We start from the raw sequence: 20808 nt of genomic DNA, 5'->3' as shown, positions 1-20808 counted from the left end.
CTCACAGCAGCCCCGCCCTCGCCCGGACGGTGGCAGCGGAAGCGGTGTCCGGGCGGGAGCCGACGCTGCTCATGGGTGTGGCGGGCCGTGTACTGCGCATGGTCGAATGGGGCCGTGGAGCACTGGGACGAGAACACCGCGGGAGTCCTGCGACTGCCGTCGGGCCGGCTGGTGCGGGGCCGTGGCCTCCGGTACCCGCTCGCATCGGGGGCGCCGACCCCTTCGTACGCCCTCTACCTCCTGGGCCACCAACCGCCCGCGGTCCCCTGGGAGTTCCACTGGATCCGCTGGCCCGACTTCCGCCTTCCGGCGGACCGGCCGGCCGCTCGCGGGGCGCTGAGCGAGGCCTGGGAGCGGGCCGCGGGCGAACGCGTCGAGGTCGCCTGCGGGGGCGGACGCGGGCGTACGGGGACGGCGCTGGCCTGTCTCGCGGTCCTGGACGGCGTACCGGCGGACGAGGCCGTCGGATATGTGCGGGCGCACTACCACCGGCGGGCGGTGGAGACGCCGTGGCAGCGAAGGTATGTGCGGCAGTTCTCAGGGGCGGCGGGCGCGGAAGCGTAGGCTGCCGGACTTCTGGTGGACGTCCACGGCCACCTCGCCGAAGCCGGCCCGCTCCAGACGGGCCGGAAGGCTCGCGGGGTCCAGGGTGTTCATCGTGTCCCGCAGGTGGAGAAGCCGGAAGCCCACGCTCGGTTGGCTGTCGCTGCCGGCGAAGGTGCCGCCGGGGCGCAGGACGCGGAACGCCTCGGCGAAGACACGGTCCTGGTGTGCGGCCGTGGGCACGTGGTGGAGCATGGTGAAGCAGACGACGGAGTCGAACGCCTCGTCCTCCAGCGGCAGTCGGGCGCCGTCGGCGTGGAGGATGCGGGCGCGGTCGCCCCACCGCTCCGTGAGCAGGCGGGCCGTGTCCGCGTCGATCTCGGCGGCCGTCAGCCTCGGCACCCGCTCCACCAGGACACGGAGGTTGGCGCCGTAGCCCGGCCCGATCTCCAGCACGTCCTCGCCGAGATCCACCTGCTTCAGGGCCCAGGGCAGGATGCGGTCCTTCGTCGTCTGCGCCCACGCCTCGGAGCTGCACAGTCTCCGGTGGGCTCGGTTCATCGGCATGGGGCCGACGCTAGGCGGGGTCCCGGGCTGTCCACTACGGGCTAGGCTGCCGTCCCATGTCGCGGAACGGACAGTACGGCCCCTACCCTCCGGCCGACACCGCGGTCTTCGTCGGCCGTTTCTCGATGCCCCGGGGCAGCTTCTTCGGCACTCACCGGCACGACCACCACCAACTCGCCTGGTCGGTGCGGGGATTGCTCCGGGTCCGCAGCGAGCAGGGCGTGTGGCTGCTGCCGCCGTCGCTGGCCCTGTGGATCCCCGCGGGCGTTCCGCACGCCACCGGTTCGGAGGGCGGTGCCCTCCTGCGCAGCCCCTACGTCGACCCCGCGTGCTGCCCGCACATCGGCTGGACCGAACCGACCGTCGTGCAGGTCACCGCGCTGCTGCGGGCGCTCGTCGACCACCTCGTCCGTACCGACCTCGCCCCACGGGCCCGCTCGCGCGCGGAGGCGGTGCTGCTCGACGAACTGCGCCCGGTGCCGGTGACCAGTGTCTCGGTCCCCTCGCCCCGTGATCCGCGCGCCCTGGCCGTGGCCGGGGCGCTGACGGCCGACCCCGCGGACGCACGCACCCTGGCCGACTGGGGCGCCCAAGTCGGCGCGAGCGCACGGACGCTGGCCCGTCTCTTCGTCGCCGAGACCGGTCTGGCCTTCGGCCAGTGGCGGGAACGGCTGCGGATGCAGGCCGCGATGCCGCACCTGGCGGCGGGCCTCCCGGTCGAACCGGTGGCCCACCGCGTCGGCTATGCCTCGGCCAGCTCCTTCACCGCCGCCTTCCACCGCGTGGTGGGGGTGACGCCGAGGCAGTACTTTCCCGTCGGCTGAGCCGTCAACCGAGCGCCTCCGAAAGCGCCTTGGCCGTGTCGGAGACCAGCAGGTCGTCGCGGGCGGCGGACTGCTCCGGCATCGTCGTCAGGACGGCCAGCACGAGCGGGGTGCCCTCCGGCGTCCAGGCGATGCCCACGTTGTTGTTGGTGCCGTAGGAACCGCCGCCCGTCTTGTCGGCTACCGTCCACGTCTTCGGCAGCCCGGCGCGCAGCCGGGTCCCGCTCGTGGTGTTGTTCAGCAGCCAGTGCGTGAGGAGCTCGCGGTCGCGACGGTTCAGGGCGTCGCCGAGGACCAGTCGGCCGTACGTCCGGCCGATCGCGTACGGGCTCGTCGTGTCCGTGATCCGCCAGGGCTCCGCCGAGTTGAGCTCGGTCTCCCAGCGGTCCAGGCGGGTCACCCGGTCGCCGAGGGAGCGGGCGAAGCGGGTGATGGCGGTGGGGCCGCCGAGCTCCCGCAGCAGGAGGTTGCCGGCGCCGTTGTCGCTGAACGTGATGGCGACCTCGGCGAGTTCGGCGACCGTCATGCCGTCGGCCAGGTGCTCCCGGGTCTTGTCGGAGCCCTCCTTCGGCAGATCGGCGTCCGTGTAGTGGATCCGGCGGGACAGGAACTCGCCGTCGCGGTCCAGATCGCGCAGTACGGCCGCGGACGCCAGGGTCTTGAACAGCGAGCACATCGGGAACAGTTCGTCGGCGCGGTGCCGGACGGTCCGGCCGGTGCCGAGGTTGCGGGCGAACACACCCAGGCGGGCGCCGTGTCGCCGCTCCAGCTCGCGGAGGCGTTCGGTGACCCCGGGGGTGCCGGCGTGCGCGGGGGCGGCCGCCACGAGGGTGGCGGCAGAGGCGGCGAGAAGGGTACGTCGGGCTAAGATCGCGCTCTCCTTCGTTCGGTGGACGTGCCTTTGGCAGGCGCGCGTGGACGATCTCCTCAGTAGATCGACGCCGGAACTCATTCCTTGGTTGCGGGGCCGTAGACCATCGGCGGACGGCGGGGCGGGCGCGGGCTCGCCACAGTGGCCGTATGGAGAAGACCAAGGGGATCAACCGGGCACAGTTCCTGGCCGGGGCGGCTGCGGTCGGGGTGGCGGGGGCGGTGCTGCCCGCGGGCGGGGCCGGGGCGGTCGGGCGGGGCGAGGCCGTCGGCCGGGGCGGGCTGACCCGGCGGGGTGTCGTCTACACCCTCGTCGCCGGTGAGACGCCGGCCACCGCGTGGAGCGCCGACCGGATGCGGGCGGACCTCCGCGCCATCCGCGACGACCTGCACGCCGACACCGTCGACGTCACCGGCGACGGCGTCGAACGCCTCACCGCCACCGCCGCCGAGGCGGCGGAGCTCGGGCTGCACATCTGGCTCCAGCCCACCCTCGGTGACGTCCCGGAACGGGACATCCTCGACCACCTCGCCGAGACCGGCCGGTTCGCGGAGCGGCTGCGTCGGCAGGGCGCGAGCGTCGAGTTCAGCGTGGGCTGCGAGTTCTGGCTGTTCGTGCCCGGGATCATCCCGGGGGACACGGTCTTCGAGCGCATCGAGAACCTCCAGAACGGCACCGTCGACTGGGCGCGGATGCAGGGCCGCCTGGCCCGCTTCACGGCGAAGGCGGCGGCGCTCGGACGCAGGGTCTTCCACGGCCGGCTGAGCTACGCCTCCGCCCCGGAGATCGACAACGTCGACTGGAACCTCTTCGATGTGGTGGGCATCGACTACTACTCGTATTTCCCGCAACGAAAGGACTACGTACGGGAGTTGAAGCAGCACCTGCGCTGGGGCAAGCCCGTCGCCATCACCGAGTTCGGCACCTGTACCTACCGCGGCGCCCCCGAGGCGGGCGGCATGGGCTGGGACATCGTCGACTACGGCAAGACACCGCCGGAGATCAAGGGCGACCCGCTCCCGGTCCGCAGCGAACGCACCCAGGCGGCCTACCTCGTCGACCTGCTGGCCGTCTTCGAGTCGATGAACCTGTACGCGGCGATGGTGTTCGAGTTCCTCACCGCGGACGCCCCGCACCGCCCCGACGACCCCCGCCACGACCTCGACATGGCGAGCTACGGCATCGCCAAGGCGATCCAGGACCGCCCCGGCGACCCGGACACGGGCTGGCACCGGGAGCCCAAGGAGGCGTTCCACGCGGTGGCCCGTGCCTACCGCAGGGCGGGTCAGCGGCAGTAGGTGTCGGCGGCGGGACGCTGACCGGTGGCGAGGAACCTCGACACGGTCTCGTCCCCGCACGCGTTGCCGTTGCGGAGATAGGAGCCGTGGCCCGTGGAGTTCACGGTGACCATGACAGCGCGTCGACCGAGGGCCTCGCGGAGCTTCAGGGCGCCGCTGACGGGGGTGGCGACGTCCCGTTCGTTCTGCACGAGCAGGATGTTCGACGGCCCTCGGTCGGTGACGCGGACCGGCGGCTCCTTCGCCTCGTGGGGCCAGGCGGCGCAGACCATCGCGTTGCGCGGCATGCCGGCGGTCAGCGGGTACTTGGCCCGGCTCTCGGCAACACCCTTCTCGTACACCGCCGTCGAGCCGGGCCACGCGACGTCGTTGCAGAGGGTCCCGGCGCCGACGGCGGTGACGTTCTGCAGCACCGCGTCGGGCGGCGAGGCGGGCGCGGGTGGCAGGGTGCCGCTCTCGGCGGCCAGCATCAGCTTGGCCAGGACGGGGAAGGCGTCGGGGGCGTAGAGGCTGTCCAGCATGGTCTGGCGCAGCACATTGCCGTTCAGCTCCTCGGGGTTGGCGCCGGGCCAGGGGAGGGGCTCCCGGTCGAGCCGCTCGGCCAACCGCAGGAACAGCGGCCGCACTTCACCGGCGGTCTCGGCGAGACGGTACGGATTCCCGGGCTCCGCGGCCCACTTCGCGAACTCCGGGAAGGTGTCCTCGACACCCTGCTCGTGCCCGGCGAGCCAGGCCCTGGAGACCTTCGTCGGGTCGGGGTCGTCATTGCTGTCCAGTACGAACCGGTCCGTGCGCGCCGGGAACAACTGGGCGTAGACGGAGCCGACATACGTCCCGTACGACACTCCCCACGCCGAGATCCTCCGCTCGCCCAGCGCGGCCCGCAGCCGGTCGAGGTCGCGGGCCTCGTTACGGGTGCTGATGTGCTGGAGGAGCTCACCGCCGTTCGCCGCGCAGGCGTCCGCCATCCGCTGGGCGGTGACCATGTTGCCGTCGACGGACCCGTCCGCGGCGGGCCACGGCCGCAGCTTGGAGAGCGCGAGGTCCCCGTGCTCCAGCCCGCAGTCGACGGAGGTGGACGGGGCGAGCCCACGCGGCGCGAACCCGATGAGATCGTAGGCGTCCCGTACCTGCTGAGGCAGCTTCTGCCCCTTGTTCGAGGGGTCGTTGAGGCTCGACCCACCCGGACCGCCGGGGATCAGGAACAGCGCCCCACGCCGGGCGTCCGGGTTCTCGCTCGGAATCCGTGAGACGGCGATCCCGATCTTCCGGCCGCCCGGGTGGGCGTAGTCCATGGGCACCTCGAGGGTGGCGCACTGCTGACGGGGGTCGAGGGTGGATCCGGCGCACTTCTTCCAGTCGAGGGCGGGCGCCTGCTCCACCGCGACGGCCAGCGGAGTGACCATCCCGAGGGCGACGGCGGTGACGGCTACGAGGGCGGCGTTGCGCTTGATCTGCGTCATGGGACCGAGCCTCGCGGATCTTCCTCACGACCCCCATCCGGTCAACTCCCTTGTTGATCGGGGGGTTTACCCCCGCCCCCGCGGCCGCGGTCGGTGATGCGGACCGGCGGCTCTGCCGGCGCGCAGGGCCGGACGGCACACAGCGTCGCACTCCCGCCACCTGCGGCTACGGATCGACACCCTGATCGCGGCGCTGGGTCACCATCCGCAGTTCCCGTGAACTCGAATACAGTCGAATGCAGTCGAATGCAGTCGAACCAATCCGCATGGCGTAGGGCGTCGATATCCGCCGCACAATTCCCCGAGCGCTTTCCCGCCACGGCTTTCCCGCCAGGGCTTTCCGTCGCGCCTTCGAGTCGTCTGCTCGAACTGCCCCATATAAAGGCCGTATACAAAAGCCCGCGAGCCATGTGAACCCTTGGCCACGGTTCAACGCCCCTGCACCACCCCGTCCTTGGCGTGCACAGACTCCTGCCGAGTGTAGGAGCACAGCGTCCGGCCGGAGGTGAAAAGCGTGAAACTCGAAAAGGCGGGGGATCCAGGTGACGGTGAAGAAAGAGGAGCGGAAATGAAACCCCCCGTCGGAAGCCACGTCGTGGACACCCGGAGCGGAAAGGTCGGCATCGTCATGGGGCACGAAGGGCCGTACGTACAACTCAGACCGTACGGCGGCGGAAAGGAGTGGGACGCGGTCCCGGACACCGTCCGCCGGGCCACCCCCGCCGAGCGGCTCAGCGCGGCGACCGCGTACGCCAACGCCCGCAGCCGGGGTGAGGTGCCTTGACGCCGGTGTCGTAGGGTGCGGGCGCATGGGCCTGTGGAGCATACGCAGATGGACGAGAGCGAGGCGGAAGGCCACCGACCGTCCTCCCGTGCCGCCGCTCACCACGCACCAGCTCTGGATGGTGTCGCTGAGCGCGCCCGTGAGCCGGGACCGGGACGCCTCGCGGACCACCCTGTACCCGTTCACGCGGACCGACGACGACGGTGCCCGGCGCTGGCTGGCCGAGCAGTGGGAGATCACCTCGCGGGACGAGCTGGCCGACCGGCTCGACGAGCTGGCCCGCTCCGGTTACCGGGCCCGGGCCCAGCGCGTCCTCGGAGTCTCACCGCTCGCCTGGGACGCCGCCCTGTACGTCGACATCTCCCGGCGCGGTTTCGCCGGCGGGATGATCACCGAGGGCGAGGCCTGGACCGCCCTGAAGAACATCGTGCCGGCGGTGGTGTCGGCGTACGCCTCCTGGCAGGAGTACGCCGACGACTATCTGCTGGGCCGGAAGGTGTGGAAGGACGGGCTGGACGGCACCCCCGACGCCCCCGCCCCGCAGACGATCGCCGACGCCCACCTCCGCGCCCTCCTCGACCCCGCCAACAGGGACAGCCCCTGGAACCTGGCCCCCTGGGACACCATCAGCCACCCCGACCGTGCCCGCTGACCCCCGCGCGTACGGGAGAATGAACCCATGAGCCTGTTCCGCGACGACGGCATCGTGCTGCGCACCCGGAGGCCGGGTGAGGCGGACCGGATCACGCTGCGCGCCCCCAGGGGACACACCACCCCGGGAGCCGCCCGATGAGCCTCTTCCGTGACGACGGCGTCGTGCTGCGCACCCAGAAACTCGGCGAGGCCGACCGCATCATCACCCTGCTCACCCGCGGTCACGGTCGGGTACGGGCCGTGGCCCGTGGTGTCCGGCGCACCAAGTCCAAGTTCGGGGCGCGGCTCGAACCCTTCTCCCACGTCGACGTGCAGTTCTTCGCGCGCGGCAGCGAGCTCGTCGGGCGCGGGCTGCCGCTGTGCACCCAGAGCGAGACCATCGCGCCGTACGGCGGCGGCATCGTCAGCGACTACGCGCGGTACACCGCCGGGACGGCCATGCTGGAGACGGCCGAGCGGTTCACCGACCACGAGGGCGAGCCGGCCGTACAGCAGTACCTGCTGCTCGTCGGCGCCCTGCGGACGCTCTCCCGGGGCGAGCACGCCCCGAACCTGGTGCTCGACGCCTTCCTGCTGCGCTCCCTCGCCGTCAACGGGTACGCCCCGAGCTTCAGCGACTGCGCCAAGTGCGGTATGCCGGGTCCGAACCGGTTCTTCTCGGTCGGTTCGGGCGGTTCCGTCTGCGTGGACTGCCGGGTGGCGGGCAGCGTCGTACCCTCGCCGCAGACCCTGGAACTCCTCGGCGCGCTGCTTACGGGAGACTGGGAGACCGCGGACGCGAGCGAGCCGCGGCACGTCCGGGAGGGCAGCGGGCTGGTCTCCGCCTACCTGCACTGGCATCTGGAACGCGGGCTCCGCTCGCTGCGTTACGTAGAGAAGTAAGCCGAAGAGGAATCGAGAAGCACATGGTGGTAGGCCGGCTGTTGGGGCGCCAGCGCCGCGAGTACAAGTGGCCGGAGCCGCACCCGTCCGGCGCCCGTGCGCCGAAGCTGCCCGGCGAGCTCGTCCCCAAGCATGTGGCGATCGTCATGGACGGGAACGGCCGATGGGCCAAGGAGCGCGGGTTGCCGCGCACCGAGGGTCACAAGGTCGGTGCCGAGCGCGTTCTCGACGTCCTTCAGGGCGGGGTCGAGATCGGTGTCGGCGCCATCTCGCTGTACGCCTTCTCCACCGAGAACTGGAAGCGCTCGCCCGACGAGGTGCGCTTCCTGATGAACTTCAACCGCGACTTCATCCGCAAGACCCGTGACACCCTCGACGAGCTCGGTATCCGGGTGCGCTGGGTGGGCCGGATGCCCAAGCTGTGGAAGTCGGTCGCCAAGGAGCTCCAGATCGCCCAGGAGCAGACCAAGGACAACGACCGGCTCACGCTGTACTTCTGCATGAACTACGGCGGCCGTGCCGAGATCGCCGACGCGGCGAAGGCGCTGGCGGAGGATGTCCGGGCCGGGCGTCTGGACCCGTCGAAGGTGACCGAGAAGACCTTCGCGAAGTACCTCTACTACCCGGACATGCCGGACGTGGACCTGTTCCTGCGCCCCAGCGGTGAGCAGCGCACCTCCAACTACCTGCTGTGGCAGAGCGCGTACGCCGAGATGGTCTTCCAGGACGTCCTGTGGCCGGACTTCGACCGCCGCGACCTGTGGCGGGCGTGTGTGGAGTTCGCCTCCCGGGACCGCCGTTTCGGTGGCGCGATCCCGAATGAGGAACTCTTGGCCATGCAGGGAAGGACTCCTGACCAGGAGGCCACCTCGTAGCCGCCGCGCGTTCACCCGGGCCGTCGACGCTGCGGGAGATCACCCACGGTCTCCCGCTCGTTGAAACGGCCCGCACATGAAACGCGTCACCCCCGCCCTCGCCCTCGGCGCCCTGGTCCTCACCGCGCTGCCCGCCCACGCGGACGCGGCCTCCCCCGGGGCGCACCTGGCGCACCGCGACAGCTACGGCACGAAGGCCACGTACGCGCCGGGGCAGAGCGCGCACTCCTACGGCCGGGCGCCCGCCGGCTTCACCCCCGTCTTCACGGAGAACGTCTCCCGGCACGGCTCCCGCTCCGCCACCGACAGCGAGGACGGCGATCTGATCCTCGCGCTGTGGGACAAGGCGCGGGCGGCGGGCGAACTCACCGGAAAGGGCGAGGAGTTCGGCCCGAAGGTACGGGCCCTTCAGGCCGCCATGGCGAAGGTCGGCTACGGCGATCTGAGCGGGCGTGGCAAGGAGGAGATCCACGACACGGCCGTCCGCATGGCCGAGCGTCTCCCGTCGCTGTTCTCGAGGATCGCCGCCGACGGGGAGAAGATCGACGTCGTCAGCTCCGGACAGGGCCGGGCCGTCGACAGCGCGAACATCTACGCGGGCGCCCTCGGCGACACCGACCCGTCGCTCACGTCCCTCATCGGCGCGACCCGCACCGACAAGGACCAGCTCTACTTCCACAAGGCGGACGGCGGCGCCGCGTACCGCGACTACATCGCGAACGACCAGCGGCTGGCGAGCACCCTCGAGTCGATCACCGACCAACCCAAGACCCACAAGGCCGCCCGCAGCGTGCTGCGCCGGCTCTTCAAGGCCGACTTCGTGGCCGGGCTCGGCGCCAGCGACCAGATCGCCGCCGCGACCGCCGTCTACAACCTGTACGCCATCGCCCCCGCGATGAGCCAGGAGAGCCCGGACGGCAAGGGCTGGGGCATGGAGCGGTACATCTCGCGCTCCGACGCCGACTGGTTCGGATACCTCAGCGACGCCGAGGACTTCTACGAGAAGGGGCCCGGCTTCGCGGACAGCGACATCACGTACAAGATGGCCGACGTTCTGCTCGACGACTTCTTCCGGCAGGTCGAGGCCAAGAAGGCCGGCACCAGCACCCTCGGTGCCGAACTCCGCTTCACCCACGCCGAGGAGATCATCCCGCTGGCCGCGCTGATGGGCCTGCCGGGCAGCACCCGGGGCGTGACCGAGGCCGAGCCGTACACCTACACCGACAACCCCTGGCGCGGCGCGTCCGTCGCCCCGCTCGGCTCGAACATCCAGTGGGACGTCTACGAGAAGAACGGCCGCTACCTGGTCCGCATGCTCTACAACGAGAAGGAGACCGCCTTCAAGGCGAGCTGCGAGCCGATCGCCAAGGGCAGCAAGTTCTACGACCTGGACGAACTGGAGCGCTGCTTCGGGCGGGCGTAGCTACTTCGTCGCCGCCGCGCAGTCCGCGCAGGTGCCGAAGATCTCCACCGTGTGCGCCACATTGACGTACCCGTGCTCCGCCGCGATCGCCTCGGCCCACTTCTCCACCGCCGGGCCCTCGACCTCGACGGCCTTGCCGCACACCCGGCACACCAGGTGGTGATGGTGGTCGCCGGTGGAGCAGCGGCGGTAGACGGACTCGCCGTCGGAGGTGCGCAGGACGTCGACCTCGCCCGCGTCGGCGAGGTTCTGGAGCGTGCGGTAGACCGTGGTCAGGCCGACCGAGTCGCCCTTGTGCTTAAGCATGTCGTGGAGTTCCTGCGCACTGCGGAACTCGTCGACCTCGTCGAGCGCCGCCGCCACGGCGGCCCGCTGTCGGGTCGCGCGGCCCTTTACGGGCGGTCCAGCGGTCGTCACCGGTTGCCTCCTCACGTCTGCACTTGCCGGGCCATTGTGCCAGCCCGGTCTGTGCGGAGTCAGACGCCGACCTTCCCGGTCCCCTCCCGGCTGGCCGGAATCGTGCACTCCGCCGGGTCGCCGCCGGGCTGTGCCGCGGCCGCCTGACGGGCTCGGCGCCGGGCCAGCGGGGTCGCCAGCACGGTCAGCACGATGAACGCGCCGATGGTCAGCAGCACGATCGTCGCGCCGGGCGGGACGTCCTGGTAGTACGACGTCACCGTGCCGCCGATGGTCACGCTGACGCCGATGGCCACGGCGATCGCGAAGGTCGCCGCGAAGCTACGGGTGAGCTGCTGCGCCGCCGCCACGGGCACCACCATCAGGGCCGACACCAGGAGCAGGCCGACCACGCGCATGGCGACCGTCACCGTCACGGCCGCCGTGATCGCGGTCAGCAGGTTCAGGGCGCGCACCGGCAGACCCGTGACGCGCGCGAACTCCTCGTCCTGGCTGACCGCGAAGAGCTGCCTGCGCAGGCCCAGGGTGACCAACACCACGAAGGCGGCGAGCACACAGATCGCGGTCACGTCGTCCTGCGAGACCGTCGAGAGCGAGCCGAACAGATAGGAGGTCAGGTTCGCGTTGGAGCCCGTCGGCGCGAGGTTGATGAACATCACGCCGCCGGCCATACCGCCGTAGAAGAGCATCGCGAGGGCGATGTCGCCGCGGGTGCGGCCGAACCAGCGGATCAGCTCCATGAGGACCGCGCCGAGCACCGACACGACGGTCGCCGTCCACACCGGCGACCAGGAGAGCAGGAAGCCGAGGCCGACGCCGGTCATCGCGACGTGGCCGATGCCGTCGCCCATGAGGGCCTGGCGGCGCTGGACCAGGTAGATGCCGATCGCGGGGGCCGTGATGCCGACGAGGACGGCGGCGAGCAGGGCCCGTTGCATGAAGGCGTAGTTCAGGAATTCCATCAGCTCAGCAGCCCCGTCCGGATCGGTTCGGCGTCGTGAGCCGCGTGCGGGTGTACGTGGTCGTGGCCGGGCAGCGCGTGCTGGCCGACGGCCTTCGGGGGCGGGCCGTCGTGCATCACGCAGCCGTCGCGCAGGACGACCGCGCGGTCGATCAGCGGTTCCAGGGGGCCCAGTTCATGGAGGACGAGGAGGACGGTCGCGCCCTGCGCCACCTGCTCGCGCAGGGTCCGCGCCAGCACCTCCTGGCTGGCCAGGTCGACGCCCGCCATCGGCTCGTCCATGATCAGCAGTTCGGGGTCGGAGGCCAGCGCGCGGGCGATGAGTACGCGCTGGTGCTGGCCGCCGGAGAGGGCGTTCACGGAGTCCTTGGCGCGGTCCGCCATGCCGACCAGCTCCAGGGCGTGGCGTACGGCCGCGTGGTCGGCCTTGCGCAGCATGCCGAAGCGGGCCCGGGACAGGCGGCCGGAGGCGACGATCTCGGTCACCGTGGCGGGCACGCCGCCCGCGGCCGTGGTGCGCTGCGGGACGTAGCCCACGCGCGCCCAGTCGCGGAACCGGCGGCGCGGGGTGCCGAACAGCTCGATCTCGCCGGCCGCGACCGGCACCTGGCCGATGACGCTGCGCACGGCCGTGGACTTGCCCGAGCCGTTGGCGCCGAGCAGCGCGACGACCTCACCGCGGTGCACGGTGAGGTCGATGCCGCGCAGGACGGGGCGTGAGCCCAGGTCGGCGCGGACACCGCGCATCGATATGACGGGCTCGATGACGGGCTCGCTCACGAGGGCCTCCGTAACGATCACTTGGCGCCTAGTGCTGTCTTGAGCGCCGAGAGGTTGGACTCCATGACCTGGAAGTAGTCGTCACCCTTGGACTTGTCGGTGATCCCCTCGAGCGGGTCGAGGACGTCCGTCTTCAGTCCCGCGTCCGAGGCGAGGGTCTTCGCGGTCTTGTCGGACACCAGTGTCTCGTAGAACACAGTGGTCACACCGTCGGCCTTGGCCTCGGTCTGGAGCTCCTTGATCCGGGCCGGGCTGGGCTCGCTCTCCGGGTCCAGGCCGGAGATGGCCTCCTGGGTGAGGCCGTAGCGCTCGGCGAGGTAGCCGAAGGCCGCGTGGTTGGTGAAGAAGACCTTGGTCGCGCTGTTCTTCAGCCCGTCCTCGAACCGGGTGTTGAGGTCGTCGAGCTTCGTCGTCAGCGCGGCGGCGTTCTTCTTGTAGTCGGCCGCGTGGTCGGGGTCGGCCTTCTCGAAGGCCTTGGCGACGCCCTCGGCGACCTCGCGGTACTTCACCGGGTCGAGCCAGATGTGCGGGTCGAGGGCGTGCTCCTCCTCGTCGGCGTGCTCCTCGGAGGATCCGTGCTCGTGCTCGACGTCGCCGTGGTCCTCGAGCTTCGTCAGCGTCGCCGCGTCGATCTTCGTCTTGACCTCGGACTGGGAGACGGCCTCGTCGACGGCCGGCTGGAGGCTCTTGAGGTAGAGCACCGCGTCCGCCTCGCCGAGTTCGGCGGTCTGCCGGGTGCTGAGCTCCAGGTCGTGCGGTTCCTGGCCGGGCTCGGTCAGCGTGGTGACGTTCACATGGTCCCCGCCGATCTGCTGGGCGAGGTACTGCATCGGGTAGAACGACGCGACGACGTCGAACTTGTCCGTGTTGCCGGCCGCGGCGCTGTCGGTCGAGCAGGCGGACAGGGCTCCGAGGCCGAGAGCGGTGGCCGCCGCGATCGCGATCCCGGATATGTGGTGTCGTCGTACGTTCATGACAGTCATTTTCAACAAATATGGAAACGGTTGTCAACAAAGCGTGGTAGGAGGCCTGTGAGGGCCCGTAGACCGAACCGATTTGATTGAGGGGCAGGCACCGCCGGTAACCTGAGGCATTCGCTCTGAAGCACTGCTCGATCGCAGAGATGCTTCGTCGCCCGTCGTCGTAATGAAGAGAGCACCGTGGCCGCCGACAAGATCGACACCATCGTCAGCCTGAGCAAGCGCCGTGGCTTCGTATTCCCCTGCAGTGAGATCTACGGCGGCCAGAAGGCCGCCTGGGACTACGGACCGCTGGGTGTCGAGCTCAAGGAGAACCTGAAGCGCCAGTGGTGGCGCTACATGGTGACCTCGCGCGAGGACGTCGTCGGTATCGACTCGTCCGTGATCCTGGCCCCCGAGGTCTGGGTGGCCTCCGGCCACGTCGCCACGTTCTCCGACCCGCTGACCGAGTGCACCTCCTGCCACAAGCGGTTCCGTGCGGATCACCTGGAGGAGGAGTACGAGGCCAAGAAGGGCCGCCTCCCGGAGAACGGCCTCGCGGACATCAACTGCCCGCACTGCGGCAACAAGGGGCAGTTCACCGAGCCCAAGCAGTTCTCGGGTCTGCTCTCCACGCACCTGGGCCCGACGCAGGACACGGGCTCGATCGCGTACCTGCGCCCCGAGACCGCGCAGGGTATCTTCACCAACTTCTCGCAGGTGCAGACCACTTCGCGCCGCAAGCCGCCGTTCGGCATCGCCCAGATGGGCAAGTCGTTCCGCAACGAGATCACGCCGGGCAACTTCATCTTCCGCACCCGTGAGTTCGAGCAGATGGAGATGGAGTTCTTCGTCAAGCCGGGCGAGGACGAGAAGTGGCAGGAGTACTGGATGGAGCAGCGCTGGAACTGGTACACCGGTCTCGGCATGCGCGAGGAGAACATGCGGTGGTTCGAGCACCCGCAGGAGAAGCTCTCCCACTACTCCAAGCGCACCGCTGACATCGAGTACCGCTTCCAGTTCGGCGGCAACGAGTGGGGCGAGCTCGAGGGTGTGGCCAACCGCACCGACTACGACCTCAACGCCCACTCCAAGGCCTCCGGCCAGGACCTCTCCTACTACGACCAGGAGGCCCAGGAGCGCTGGACGCCGTACGTCATCGAGCCCGCCGCCGGTGTCGGCCGCGCGATGCTGGCGTTCCTCCTCGACGCCTACATCGAGGACGAGGCCCCCAACGCCAAGGGCAAGCTGGAGAAGCGCACGGTGCTGCGCCTCGACCACCGGCTGGCCCCGGTGAAGGTCGCGGTGCTCCCGCTGTCCCGCAACCCGGAGCTGTCCCCGAAGGCCAAGGGCCTCGCCCAGGCGCTGCGCCAGAACTGGAACATCGAGTTCGACGACGCCGGCGCCATCGGCCGCCGCTACCGCCGCCAGGACGAGATCGGTACGCCGTTCTGCGTCACGGTCGACTTCGACACGCTCGAGGACAACGCGGTCACCGTCCGCGAGCGTGACTCGATGAAGCAGGAGCGGGTGTCGCTGGACCAGATCGAGGGCTACCTGGCGAGCCGACTGATCGGCTGCTAGTCACGAGCGGTGCACGAAGACCCCGGTTCCGTAACAGACGTAACGGAACCGGGGTTTCGCCCATCCAGGGCGCAATCGCCTCCGAAGGGGAGGACATGCGCGGCCCGCAGGGGGCCACGCGGTCTCTCACGGGGGCACTCATGCGCAAGCAAGCAGTCATCGGCGTGGCCACGCTGGCCCTGGCCATCGGCACGGTCGGCTATGTGGCGGCGAACGACCAGGGCGACTCCCCTTCCGGTGTCTCCACCCAGTCCGGCACCTCGGCCGGGCTCCCCGGTGCCGCGGGCGGCCGGCTCAACGCGATCGGCCTCACCGGCGGCGGGCGTCTCGTCAGTTTCCGTGTCGACCGTCCCGACCGCATCCTCCCGCTCGGCAAGGTCGGCGGCCTCACGGGTGACAGCAGCCTGATCGGCATCGACTACCGCGTCCAGAACGGCAAGTTGTACGGCGTCGGCGACAAGGGCGGCATCTACACGATCCGCGAGATCGGCGCCAAGGCCACCAAGGTCTCCCAACTGAGCGTGGCCCCGCAGGGCACGAACTTCGGCGTCGACTTCAACGCGGCCGCCAACCGGCTCCGCGTCATCAGCGACACCGGCCAGAACCTCCGCCACAACATCGACGACCCGGCCGGCGCCCCCGCGGCGGGCACGACCGCGACCGACGGCACCCTCACCAACCCGCCGGTGCCGCCCGCGACGACCGGTGCGACGGCGACGGGCGTGACAGGGGCGGCGTACACGAACAACGACCTGAGCGCCGCGACGGCCACCACCCTGTTCGACCTCGACACCGCCCAGGACCGCGTCTCCGTCCAGTCCCCGGCCAACGCGGGCAACCTCGCCCCGACCGGGCAGAAGGGTGCCGACGCGCCGGGCGACTCCGGCTTCGACATCTACAGTTCGACCAGGACCGGGACCAACTCCGCCTATGCGGTGACGGGTTCGCGTGCCTTCCGGGTCGATCTGCTGACCGGCACGGCGGCGGCCACCGGCTCCTTCCCGAAGGGGTGGCAGGTGGTCGATCTGGCGATCCCGTTGAAGCAGGGCTGAGTGGTCCCCGTAGCGGCTGCTCGATTGGCCCTGTAGGCGGACGTGGCGGCCACGGCAGGGTGGCGGTATGAGTCTCGCGTTCCTGCTGACCACCCTCGTCGTGGTCGCCACTCCTGGTACCGGTGTCGTCTACACGCTCGCGGCGGGGCTGTCGCGGGGACGGCGGGCGAGCGTCGTCGCGGCGTTCGGCTGCACCCTGGGGATCGTGCCGCACATGGTGGCGGCCATCACCGGGGTGGCGGCGCTGCTGCACGCGAGCGCGACGGCGTTTCAGGTCCTGAAGTACGCCGGTGTCGCGTATCTGCTGTGGATGGCGTGGGCGACGCTGCGGGACCGGGAGGCGATCGCCGTGGAGCGGGACGCCGCTCCCGTCTCCGCGGGGCGGGTCGTCGTCCGGGCCGTGCTGATCAACGTCCTCAATCCGAAGCTGACGATCTTCTTCTTCGCGTTCCTGCCGCAGTTCGTGCCGTCGGGGGAGTCGGGCGCGTTGCTGCGGATGCTGGTGCTGAGCGGGGTGTTCATGCTGGCCACCTTCGTGGTGTTCGCCGCGTACGGGGTGCTGGCGGCGTCGGTCCGTCGCCATGTGATCGGGCGGCCGAGGGTGATGGCGTGGCTGCGACGGAGTTTCGCGGGGTCGTTCGTACTGCTCGGGGCCAAGCTGGCCACGACGGATGGCTGACAGATAGCAGATAGCAGATAGCCGGTGACAGCTGACAGATATTGAAATCTGTCAGCTGTCATGTCAGGGTGGAGGGCATGACGACACAGACCCCCCGCACTCTCGGAACCACCGGCCCCCGGGTCTCCGCCCTCGGTCTCGGCTGCATGGGCATGTCCGGCGCGTACGGCGAGTCGGACCGTGCCGAGTCCATCGCCACCGTCCACGCCGCCCTGGAAGCAGGCGTGACCCTGCTCGACACCGGCGACTTCTACGGCATGGGCCACAACGAACTGCTGATCGCCGAGGCCCTGCGCACCGCCCCGGCCGCCCTCCGCGAGAACGCGCTGACCAGCGTGAAGTTCGGTGCCCTGCGCGGCCCGGACGACGGCTGGTACGGCTTCGACGGCCGCCCGGCCGCCGTCAAGAACTTCGCCGCCTACTCCCTCCAGCGCCTCGGCGTCGACCACATCGACGTCTACCGCCCCGCCCGGCTCGACCCGGACGTGCCGATCGAGGAGACCGTCGGCGCGATAGCGGAACTGGTCGAGAAGGGATACGTCCGCCACATCGGGCTCAGCGAGGTCGGCGCCGACACCATCCGCCGGGCCGCCGCCACCGCCCCGATCGCCGACCTCCAGATCGAGTACGCGCTCATCTCCCGCGGCCCCGAGCGGGAGATCCTGCCCACCCTGCGCGAGCTGGGCATCGCCGTCACCGCGTACGGCGTGCTCTCGCGCGGACTGCTCTCCGGTCATGTCGCGGCCGGGCAGGGGTTCGCGGCGAACGACTTCCGCGCCCACTCGCCCCGCTTCCAGGGCGACAACCTCCAGCACAACCTCACGCTCGTCGAGTCCCTGCGCAAGATCGCCGAGCAGAAGGACGTCTCCGTCGCGCAGATCGCCATCGCCTGGGTGGTCTCCCGCGGCGAGGACATCGTGCCGCTGATCGGCGCCCGCACCCGCGAGCGGCTCGGCGAGGCCCTCGGCGCCCTGGACGTGGCCCTGGACGCGGCCGACCTCGCCACCATCGAGGCCGCCGTACCGGCGGACGCGGCGGCCGGTGAGCGGTACGCCCCCGCACAGATGGCCATGCTCGACAGCGAGCGCTGATCGCGGTGCCGGGTACCGTCTACGCATGCCTCCGACCAGCGAGACCCTGACCGCCGAGCGCATCCTCGAGGCCACCGAGGAGGTGCTGCGCCGCCACGGCCCGGCGAAGGCGACCGTGGTCGACGTGGCCCGCGCGCTCGGTGTCAGCCACGGCAGTGTCTACCGGCACTTCCGTACGAAGGCGGCGCTGCGGGAGGCCGTGACGAAGCGGTGGCTGGACCGGACGACGGAGGAACTGGCCGGCATCGTCGCGGCCACCGACCGGGACCCGCAGACCCGGCTGCGCGACTGGCTCGCGGCTCTCCTGGAGGCGAAGCGCCGCAAGGCGGGCGACGACCCCGAACTCTTCGCCACGTACTCGGTGCTGGCCGCGGACGCCGGTGAGGTGGTCGGCGCCCACCTCACCGAGCTGACCGACCAGCTGACCGAGATCGTGCGGGCCGGCGTCGCGGCGGGCACCTTCAGCACCCCCGACCCGGCCACCACGGCCCGCGCCCTCTTCCACGCCACCGGCCGCTTCCACGACCCCGGTTACGCCCGGGAGTGGGAGCGGCCGGAGGTGTGGGACGACTTCACGGCGGTGGTGGATGTGCTCGTGCGAGGGCTGCGGGCCCAGGTGCCAGGGGTCTGACAGGGCGTCTGCCCGCCCTCGGACAGCGCAAGGAACCGGTGTTCCGTGGGCGAGATCCCGTACGCGGCGCGGAAGGCGCGGGTGAGGACGGAGGAGCGGGGGATGCCTCAGCGGTCCGCGATGGTGTGGACCGGCGTGGAGCGCAGCGCGGGGTTCGCCAGATCACGGTGGGCGCCCGCCGGCCGCCGGCCGCGGATCCAGGCGGCCACCGTCTCGCCGGACCCCTCTTCCTGGACGAGCCGGTGCAGATGGCTGAGGGAGATGTGGTGCGCGGCGGCGATCATGTGCGGCCGTAGCTCGGGGTCGTGCGCGTGCTGTCGGATGAAGGCCCCCGTACGTGGGTGACCGTGACCCGGCGGCGGGTCTCGGGCGGCAACGCCCGGGTCGGACTGCCGCACCATCCGCGCGTTCCGCGGATACCGGGTCGGCAGCACCCGCACCGGCCCGGAACGTGGTCCCGATCACCCCGCCCTGTGCACGATCAGCCGGGACTGTCCGCCCCCGAACGCACTACGGAACGCCCTCGTCCCGACATCGCCCTGGGCGAAGACACCGCGCCTGTCGATGTGGAGGACGATGCGGTCGCAGAAGTCGTCGAAGGTGCCGATCGGGCGGCCCCGCAGGCCGACGATCAGCTCCCTGGGCTCCTTCTTCGGCATGGACGCAGGTCAGCCCGCGCTCGGGTCCACCGTCGCCTGGTGTTCCTCCGCGAGGTGTTCCTCCGCCTTCAGCCACGGCAGGAACTGCGCGTTCTTGCGCCAGCCGCAGGTGTCGCATCTGATCGTGCGTTGCGCGCCTTTGCGCTGCACTTGGACGACGTGCTCACGTCCGTGTTGGTCCCAGCGGCTCACTTTGCTCGTGTTGATCTGCAACATGGCCTCGCCTCCGGCTAGGAGTGTGCAGCAAGACCAACATCAACAGGAGCATCTTCACGGCAAGTTCGTCGATCCTTGAACCGCCTCACCCGACCGTCCGCGGCAGCCGCAGGCTCAGCAGCCCGGTCAGGGCCACGCCCACCAGCTGCACCAGGAGTGTCGTCACCAGCGCGTCCCGCATGCCCAGCCCCGGGGTCAGGGAGAGGAACAGGGTGCCGAGCGTCGCCACGCCCAGTGCCAGGGCGGACTGTTGGGTGGTGACCATGACCCCGCTGCCCACGCCCGCCCTCGCGGTCGGCACCTCGGAGAGCACGATCCGGAAGATCACCGGGAGTTGAAGGGCCTGGCCCGCGCCCGCGATCGCCGCTCCGGGCAGCAGCTCCACGAGGCCCAGGTCCGGCCAGGAGCGCCACGCCGCCAGCGCCATCAGGCCCACGCCCACCGCCTGGATCCCGGCGCCCGCGGTCACCACGCGTGTCCCGTACCTCGTCACCAGCCGCGGACCCGCGAGCGAGACGAAGAAGAACACCACCGCCATCGGAGCCAGCGCGAGACCCGCCTGTACCGGGCCGAGGCCCGCGCCCCGCTGGAGCGCCACCGCGATCACGAACATGAAGCCGCTGAAGCCGATGGAGAACGGCACGATCATCACCAACCCGCGCCGCAGGGACACCAGTCGGAACAGGCTCGGCGGCACCAGCGGCGTCCGCCCCCGCCGGTCCGCCCCGCGCTCCACCGCGTAGAACGCCGCCGCCACGAACGGGAACGCCGCCAGCGACAGCCACGTCCACAGCGGCCACCCCGCGGAGCGGCCCTCGGTCAGCGGGGCCAGCAGCGCGAGCAGGGACGCGGCGAGCAGGACCGTGCCGGGTCCGTCCACCGGCTCCGGGTTCTGGGAGCGGGTCTCCGGGACGGCACGGGCGGCCAGGAACAGGCCCACGAGGACGACCGGGACGTTCACCAGGAACACCGAGCGCCAGCCGGTGCCCGCGATGTCCGCGGCGACCAGTACCCCGCCGAGGATCTGGCCCGCCACCATCGAGAGCCCGGCGGTCGCGCCGTACAGGCCCATCGCCTTGGCCCGCCGCTGTCCGGAGGTCGCCGCCTGGATGGTGGCCAGCACCTGCGGCAGCATCGCCGCGGACGCCGCGCCCTGTGCGACCCGGGCCGCGACCAGGGTCCACGCGGTGGGGGCCAGCCCGCAGGCCAGCGAGGTCAGGCCGAAGGCCGCCATGCCGCCGAGGAAGAGCCGGCGGCGGCCGAAGAGATCGCCGAGCCGGCCGCCGAGGACGAGGAGGACGGCATACGCCAACCCGTAGCCGGAGACGACGAGTTCGAGGACCGACTCGCTCGCCGCGAGGTCGTGGCCGATGGTGGGCAGGGCGACGTTCACGATGAAGAAGTCGATGAGGGGGAGTGCCGCGCCGAGCAGCACGGTGAAGAGTCCGAGGCCGCCGAGCACGGGTGGCGCGCTCGCGGTGCGGACCTGGCCTGGGGTGGTGGTTTCGGTGCTCACGGAGACAAGCCTCCGCTTCCCGTCAGACGGGTACCAGAGTGTCTTTATCCTGGTAGAAGGAGTACCTGGAAACAGGGTC

23 protein-coding genes and 1 pseudogene are annotated in these 20808 nt (G+C 70.8%); 13 read left to right on the top strand and 11 right to left on the bottom strand.

Annotated features, from left to right (window positions below):
- Positions 1-114: 114 nt before the first annotated feature.
- Positions 115-564 (top strand): protein-tyrosine phosphatase family protein, encoded by a 450-nt coding sequence (locus ACWD3I_RS11350; RefSeq protein WP_365393883.1) that lies wholly within the window; start codon positions 115-117, stop codon positions 562-564.
- On the opposite strand, the gene ACWD3I_RS11345 is transcribed toward ACWD3I_RS11350, so the two are convergent.
- Positions 538-1110 (bottom strand): class I SAM-dependent methyltransferase, encoded by a 573-nt coding sequence (locus ACWD3I_RS11345; RefSeq protein ID WP_365393882.1) that lies wholly within the window; start codon positions 1108-1110, stop codon positions 538-540. The two genes, ACWD3I_RS11350 and ACWD3I_RS11345, sit on opposite strands and share 27 nt — an antisense overlap.
- A 56-nt stretch (positions 1111-1166) precedes the next feature.
- Between ACWD3I_RS11345 and ACWD3I_RS11340 the strand changes: the two genes are divergently transcribed.
- Positions 1167-1934 carry an AraC family transcriptional regulator gene (locus tag ACWD3I_RS11340; protein ID WP_365393881.1) on the top strand — a complete coding sequence of 256 codons (768 nt, stop codon included), beginning with the start codon at positions 1167-1169 and terminating at the stop codon, positions 1932-1934.
- Between the two features lie 4 nt (positions 1935-1938).
- On the opposite strand, the gene bla is transcribed toward ACWD3I_RS11340, so the two are convergent.
- The gene (gene bla / locus ACWD3I_RS11335) at positions 1939-2760 is read right to left on the bottom strand and encodes a class A beta-lactamase (RefSeq protein ID WP_365393880.1); all 822 of its coding nucleotides are present in this window, start codon (positions 2758-2760) and stop codon (positions 1939-1941) included.
- Positions 2761-2954: 194 nt separating this feature from the next.
- Between bla and ACWD3I_RS11330 the strand changes: the two genes are divergently transcribed.
- Entirely contained in the window at positions 2955-4103 is a 1149-nt protein-coding gene (locus ACWD3I_RS11330; protein WP_365393879.1) for an abortive phage infection protein, read from the top strand.
- On the opposite strand, the gene ACWD3I_RS11325 is transcribed toward ACWD3I_RS11330, so the two are convergent.
- The gene (locus ACWD3I_RS11325; protein ID WP_365393878.1) at positions 4091-5566 is read right to left on the bottom strand and encodes an alpha/beta hydrolase; all 1476 of its coding nucleotides are present in this window, start codon (positions 5564-5566) and stop codon (positions 4091-4093) included. The genes ACWD3I_RS11330 and ACWD3I_RS11325 overlap by 13 nt on opposite strands.
- Positions 5567-6134: 568 nt before the next feature.
- Here ACWD3I_RS11325 and ACWD3I_RS11320 point away from each other — a divergent pair.
- From ACWD3I_RS11320 to ACWD3I_RS11300, 5 genes are all read left to right on the top strand, one after another.
- Entirely contained in the window at positions 6135-6350 is a 216-nt protein-coding gene (locus ACWD3I_RS11320; RefSeq protein ID WP_365393877.1) for a hypothetical protein, read from the top strand.
- A gap of 25 nt (positions 6351-6375) precedes the next feature.
- Positions 6376-7002 (top strand): DUF1266 domain-containing protein, encoded by a 627-nt coding sequence (locus ACWD3I_RS11315; RefSeq protein WP_365393876.1) that lies wholly within the window; start codon positions 6376-6378, stop codon positions 7000-7002.
- 137 nt (positions 7003-7139) lie between these two features.
- On the top strand, positions 7140-7886 hold the full coding sequence (gene recO, locus ACWD3I_RS11310; RefSeq protein WP_365393875.1) for a DNA repair protein RecO: 747 nt from the start codon (positions 7140-7142) through the stop codon (positions 7884-7886).
- A gap of 23 nt (positions 7887-7909) precedes the next feature.
- The gene (locus ACWD3I_RS11305; protein ID WP_365393874.1) at positions 7910-8761 is read left to right on the top strand and encodes an isoprenyl transferase; all 852 of its coding nucleotides are present in this window, start codon (positions 7910-7912) and stop codon (positions 8759-8761) included.
- A gap of 76 nt (positions 8762-8837) precedes the next feature.
- Complete coding sequence (locus tag ACWD3I_RS11300; protein WP_365393873.1) at positions 8838-10184, top strand: histidine-type phosphatase; 1347 nt, start codon at positions 8838-8840, stop codon at positions 10182-10184.
- On the opposite strand, the gene ACWD3I_RS11295 is transcribed toward ACWD3I_RS11300, so the two are convergent.
- Genes ACWD3I_RS11295 through ACWD3I_RS11280 form a run of 4 tightly spaced genes read right to left on the bottom strand, consistent with a single transcriptional unit; the run spans position 10185 to position 13316 of the window.
- Positions 10185-10601, bottom strand: coding sequence for a Fur family transcriptional regulator (locus ACWD3I_RS11295; protein ID WP_365393872.1), 417 nt, complete (start codon positions 10599-10601; stop codon positions 10185-10187). It lies immediately after the preceding gene.
- Between the two features lie 59 nt (positions 10602-10660).
- Entirely contained in the window at positions 10661-11563 is a 903-nt protein-coding gene (locus tag ACWD3I_RS11290) for a metal ABC transporter permease (protein WP_307030872.1), read from the bottom strand.
- Positions 11563-12309 carry a metal ABC transporter ATP-binding protein gene (locus tag ACWD3I_RS11285; RefSeq protein WP_365393897.1) on the bottom strand — a complete coding sequence of 249 codons (747 nt, stop codon included), beginning with the start codon at positions 12307-12309 and terminating at the stop codon, positions 11563-11565. The genes ACWD3I_RS11290 and ACWD3I_RS11285 overlap by 1 nt, the downstream gene beginning before the upstream one ends.
- A 50-nt stretch (positions 12310-12359) precedes the next feature.
- Positions 12360-13316, bottom strand: coding sequence for a zinc ABC transporter substrate-binding protein (locus ACWD3I_RS11280; RefSeq protein ID WP_365393871.1), 957 nt, complete (start codon positions 13314-13316; stop codon positions 12360-12362).
- A 186-nt stretch (positions 13317-13502) separates the two neighbouring features.
- On the opposite strand from ACWD3I_RS11280, the gene ACWD3I_RS11275 reads away from it, so the two are divergent.
- The 5 genes from ACWD3I_RS11275 (at position 13503) to ACWD3I_RS11255 (ending at position 18338) form a co-directional block, all read left to right on the top strand.
- A complete protein-coding gene (locus ACWD3I_RS11275) occupies positions 13503-14885 on the top strand; it encodes a glycine--tRNA ligase (RefSeq protein ID WP_365393870.1) in 1383 nt (460 codons plus the stop codon).
- Positions 14886-15025: 140 nt separating this feature from the next.
- Entirely contained in the window at positions 15026-15937 is a 912-nt protein-coding gene (locus ACWD3I_RS11270) for a DUF4394 domain-containing protein (protein ID WP_365393869.1), read from the top strand.
- A 67-nt stretch (positions 15938-16004) separates the two neighbouring features.
- A complete protein-coding gene (locus tag ACWD3I_RS11265) occupies positions 16005-16616 on the top strand; it encodes a LysE family translocator (protein WP_266892644.1) in 612 nt (203 codons plus the stop codon).
- A 77-nt stretch (positions 16617-16693) separates the two neighbouring features.
- Positions 16694-17707, top strand: a complete 1014-nt coding sequence (locus ACWD3I_RS11260) for an aldo/keto reductase (protein WP_365393868.1) — start codon at positions 16694-16696, stop codon at positions 17705-17707.
- A gap of 25 nt (positions 17708-17732) precedes the next feature.
- On the top strand, positions 17733-18338 hold the full coding sequence (locus ACWD3I_RS11255; RefSeq protein ID WP_365393867.1) for a TetR family transcriptional regulator: 606 nt from the start codon (positions 17733-17735) through the stop codon (positions 18336-18338).
- Here ACWD3I_RS11255 and ACWD3I_RS11250 read toward each other — a convergent pair.
- The 4 genes and pseudogenes from ACWD3I_RS11250 to ACWD3I_RS11235 form a co-directional block, all read right to left on the bottom strand.
- A pseudogene (locus tag ACWD3I_RS11250) lies at positions 18239-18717 on the bottom strand (helix-turn-helix domain-containing protein); the annotation flags it as partial. The gene ACWD3I_RS11255 and the pseudogene ACWD3I_RS11250 sit on opposite strands and share 100 nt — an antisense overlap.
- A gap of 82 nt (positions 18718-18799) precedes the next feature.
- Complete coding sequence (locus ACWD3I_RS11245) at positions 18800-18997, bottom strand: hypothetical protein (RefSeq protein ID WP_365393866.1); 198 nt, start codon at positions 18995-18997, stop codon at positions 18800-18802.
- A gap of 9 nt (positions 18998-19006) precedes the next feature.
- Positions 19007-19213 carry a hypothetical protein gene (locus tag ACWD3I_RS11240; protein ID WP_046262677.1) on the bottom strand — a complete coding sequence of 69 codons (207 nt, stop codon included), beginning with the start codon at positions 19211-19213 and terminating at the stop codon, positions 19007-19009.
- An 85-nt stretch (positions 19214-19298) separates the two neighbouring features.
- Complete coding sequence (locus ACWD3I_RS11235; protein WP_365393865.1) at positions 19299-20729, bottom strand: MFS transporter; 1431 nt, start codon at positions 20727-20729, stop codon at positions 19299-19301.
- Positions 20730-20808: the final 79 nt, after the last annotated feature.

Source organism: Streptomyces sp. NPDC002817 (genome assembly GCF_053592055.1).
The sequence above is the reverse complement of the archived record's forward strand: the minus strand, read 5'-3'. Positions and strand labels throughout refer to the sequence as shown.